At 44.7% G+C, this 3,981-nt stretch carries 3 protein-coding genes and 1 pseudogene; all 4 read left to right on the top strand.

Going from position 1 to position 3,981, the window contains the following annotated elements; all coding sequences use genetic code 11:
• Positions 1-96: 96 nt before the first annotated feature.
• Positions 97-1,056, top strand: coding sequence for a galactofuranose ABC transporter, galactofuranose-binding protein YtfQ (ytfQ, locus tag AACQ17_RS07215; protein ID WP_094147337.1), 960 nt, complete (start codon positions 97-99; stop codon positions 1,054-1,056).
• A 120-nt stretch (positions 1,057-1,176) separates the two neighbouring features.
• Complete coding sequence (locus tag AACQ17_RS07210; RefSeq protein WP_094147339.1) at positions 1,177-2,682, top strand: sugar ABC transporter ATP-binding protein; 1,506 nt, start codon at positions 1,177-1,179, stop codon at positions 2,680-2,682.
• A gap of 8 nt (positions 2,683-2,690) precedes the next feature.
• Complete coding sequence (ytfT, locus tag AACQ17_RS07205; protein ID WP_141195320.1) at positions 2,691-3,716, top strand: galactofuranose ABC transporter, ATP-binding protein YtfT; 1,026 nt, start codon at positions 2,691-2,693, stop codon at positions 3,714-3,716.
• Positions 3,709-3,981: pseudogene (locus AACQ17_RS07200) on the top strand (sugar ABC transporter permease YjfF); the annotation flags it as partial. The gene ytfT and the pseudogene AACQ17_RS07200, both read left to right, overlap by 8 nt.

Below are 3,981 nucleotides of genomic sequence, written 5' to 3'. Positions count from 1 at the left end.
TGATGCGATTGAGCCGTGTAAATATAAAATTAAGTGGGGAGTTAAATGTTTAAAATAAATTACGTGAAACTCTACAACAGTAATAAGGGACAAATTATGTTGAAACCATTAAAAATGGCCACTGTCATCAGCACAATTTTGATGTGTGGTGCAAGTTATGCGAACTCTCTCACCGTTGGATTCTCTCAAATTGGTTCTGAATCAGGTTGGCGGGCCGCCGAAACAAGTGTGGCAAAATCAGAGGCAGAGAAACGTGGCATCATACTGAAGATTTCCGATGCACAGCAAAAACAAGAGAACCAGATCAAGGCGGTTCGATCGTTTATCGCTCAAGGTGTTGACGCGATTTTTATCGCGCCCGTTGTGCAAACCGGCTGGGGACCAGTGCTGGAAGAAGCAAGAGAGGCCAAGATTCCGGTGTTTTTATTGGATAGAAGCATCACAGTGAACGACGATTCTCTCTACATGACATCGGTAGCCGCGGACAGTGTTCATGAAGGTGAAGTCGCTGGTAATTGGTTGAAAGAGGTACAAGCTGGAAAGCCATGTCATATCGTTGAACTGCAAGGAACGGTTGGAGCGAGTGTGGCCTTAGATCGTAAGCAGGGCTTTCTCAATGTAGTGAATAAGGCAGACAACCTAAAAATTATACGCACTCAATCGGGCGAGTTTACTCGCAGTAAAGGCAAAGAAGTGATGGGAAGCTTCATCAAGGCTGAAAGTAACGGTAAGAATATTTGTGCTGTCTACGCTCATAATGATGATATGGCGATCGGTGCTATTCAAGCTATCAAAGAAGCTGGGTTAAAACCAGGGGTAGATATTAAAATTGTCTCAATTGATGGTGTGCCAGATATATTTAAAGCGATGATGTCTGGTGAGTCGAATGCGTCAGTTGAATTAACACCTAATATGGCCGGCCCGGCTTTTGATGCATTACATGACTATCTAAATAATGGCACTCTGCCTCCTAAACATATTGTTACTGAGTCTAAATTGTTCCTGCCAGATAGTGCTAAAACCGAATTGGCACTCAAAAAAGATATGGGTTATTAATCACTGTTGTTTAATTTGAATTTACCTTAAATAAAGTCTCATCATATTTCTCTATTATATAAAACATGTGTTGGGGAGTGTTGATGTAAGAAATATGGTGAGATGACTTGCGGTGCAATTATGTCATACAGTCAAGATGAACATGTATTATTGGATGCTAAAGGGATAACGAAAGAATTTCCTGGGGTTAGAGCATTATTTAATGTCGACTTTACACTGAGGCGTGGCGAGATCATGGCGTTGCTCGGTGAGAATGGTGCAGGGAAGTCAACGTTGGTCAAAACGTTAACTGGGGTCTACCAGCGCGATGAGGGGCAGATCTGCTTAGATGGAGAGATGATTTCGCCTCAAAGTACCGCACATGCACAAAATTTAGGTATCGGTACTGTGTACCAAGAAGTCAATTTGCTGCCCAACATGTCCATTGTTGATAACCTTTTTATTGGCCGTGAACTGAAGAAATACGGTCTTCTCGATCGTAGCAATATGGTGTTGCAAGCAAAGCAAATGATGAAAAGTTACGGCTTTGACATCGATGTGAGTTTGCCTCTGAACCAATATTCTGTTGCGATGCAGCAAATTGTTGCGATTGCTCGTGCTGTGTCGCTCTCAGCCAAGATCTTGATTCTTGATGAACCTACCGCCAGTTTGGATTCGCATGAAGTTGAAATGCTTTTTACCATTATGCGTCGGCTAAAAAGCCAAGGGATGGGGTTGGTTTTTATTACTCATTTTCTCGATCAAGTTTATCAAGTGAGTGATCGCATCACTGTTCTACGTAATGGTGAGCTGGTCGGGACGAAAATGACGGCTGAATTGAGCCAGATAGAACTAATCAAAATGATGCTTGGTCGCGATCTAGAGGACAATGCACTACACCGTGCGGGTAAAACGCGCTTAAGTGATAGCCCTTTGGTCAGTTTTGATAACTATGGCAAAAAAGGCACGATTGACCCGTTTTTCTTAGAAGTTCACCGAGGTGAAATTGTCGGGTTAGCGGGTCTGTTGGGTTCAGGACGTACGGAAATGGCACAAGTGATATTTGGCATTATTCCTACTGATGCTGGTTATTGCACTGTGGATGGTAAACCTGCAAAAGTTCGCTCTGCTCGGCAAGCATCATTAAATGGCTTTGGTTTTTGTCCTGAGGATCGAAAAACCGATGGCATTATCGCGTCAGCCTCTGTCCGTGAAAACATTATTTTGGCGCTGCAAGCTCAGCGTGGTTGGTTTAGCCCGCTCTCTAAACAAGAGCAAAAAGAGATTGCGCAGCGTTTCATTCGTCAGCTCGACATAAAAACGCCTACGGCTGAGCAGCCGATTCAGTTTCTTTCTGGGGGCAACCAGCAGAAGGTTTTGCTCGCTCGTTGGCTACTGACCAAACCGCAATTTTTGATCCTTGATGAGCCGACACGTGGTATCGACGTTGGTGCTCACGCAGAGATTATTCGATTAATTGAATCACTATGTGCAAATGGATTAGCAATGTTAGTCATTTCGTCAGAATTAGAAGAGTTAGTCGGCTATGCCGATCGCGTTATTGTACTGAAAGACCGAAAACAAGTCGCTGAGATCCCGACTGCTGATCTCTCCGTTCCTGCCATTATGAATGCCATTGCGATGTGAGGGTCAGTATGACGATGTCAGTTATCAAACCTGTCGATCAGGCAAATCGATGGAAAATAAAAATGCCGACAGGGTCGCCGCAGATTGTGGCGTTAGTGATTGTGCTACTGGTCAACGCGATTGTGGCCGATAACTTTTTTTCCATTAATATCCAAGATGGGCGGCTGTTTGGGAGCGTGATTGATATCCTCAATCGCTGTGCACCAGTGGCTTTACTTAATATTGGAATGACGTTGGTGATCGCGACCGGAGGCATTGACCTTTCGGTAGGAGCGGTCATGGCGATCAGCGGTGCGACTTTGGCCAGCATGGCCGCTCACGGCACTTTTGGGGTACCGTTGATGCTGTTCTCTGCTGTTTGCGTTGGCGCACTTTGTGGCTTATGGAATGGATTTCTCGTTGCTATTTTCAAAATCCAACCCATAGTTGCCACTTTGATCTTAATGGTGGCTGGCCGCGGTATTGCACAGCTCATCACTGAAGGGCAGATCATCACCTTCAATAATGAAGCGCTATCGTGGATCGGCAGTGGCTCTTGGTTATTACTCCCGACACCAGTAATCATCACCATCGTCGCCGCACTCGGTATTTGGTTATTAACGAAAAAAAGTGCACTCGGTCTGTTTATTGAAGCGGTGGGCATTAATATTCGTGCGGCGAAAAATTCCGGTGTAAATACGCCGCTCGTTGTGATCAGTACTTATGTCATTAGCGGTATTATGGCCGCCATTGCAGGTATTATCGTTACGGCCGACAACCGTGGGGCAGACGCCAATAATGCGGGCTTATGGTTAGAGATGGACGCCATCTTAGCCGTCGTTATTGGCGGCACGTCGTTAATGGGTGGGCGTTTTAATCTGTTTTTAGCCATTGTGGGCACCCTCATTATTCAAGGTGTCAACACGGGTATTTTACTCTCAGGCTACCAACCGCAGTGGAACCTAATTGTGAAAGCAATTGTGGTGCTTGTCGTGCTAGTGATCCAGTCCCCTGCGTTAGTACAGTTTATCAAAGGGAGATCGCATCATGTTTAAACGGAACTTACCTTTAGTTATCACTATTATGGTGTTTGTGCTGGGTTATTTGGTTTGTTTATTTGAATACCCGACATTTCTCTCGACTCGTATCATTTTTAACATACTGACTGACAATGCTTTTTTGGGAATTATTGCCGTGGGTATGACTTTTGTTATCCTCTCCGGCGGAATTGATTTGTCGGTGGGATCAGTCATCGCATTCACTGGGGTGTTGTTAGCCAAGATGATTGGTGAATGGTACGTTGCACCAGCCATTGCTATT

The organism is Vibrio sp. V10_P2A27P122 (genome assembly GCF_963874335.1).
GTDB classification, from domain to species: domain Bacteria; phylum Pseudomonadota; class Gammaproteobacteria; order Enterobacterales; family Vibrionaceae; genus Vibrio; species Vibrio anguillarum.
The sequence above is the reverse complement of the archived record's forward strand: the minus strand, read 5'-3'. Positions and strand labels throughout refer to the sequence as shown.

Coding starts and splice junctions, on each gene's coding strand:
- AACQ17_RS07210 (WP_094147339.1), top strand. CDS start 1,177: ATGTCATACAGTCAAGATGAACATGTATTATTGGATGCTAAAGGGATA.
- ytfT (WP_141195320.1), top strand. CDS start 2,691: ATGACGATGTCAGTTATCAAACCTGTCGATCAGGCAAATCGATGGAAA.
- ytfQ (WP_094147337.1), top strand. CDS start 97: ATGTTGAAACCATTAAAAATGGCCACTGTCATCAGCACAATTTTGATG.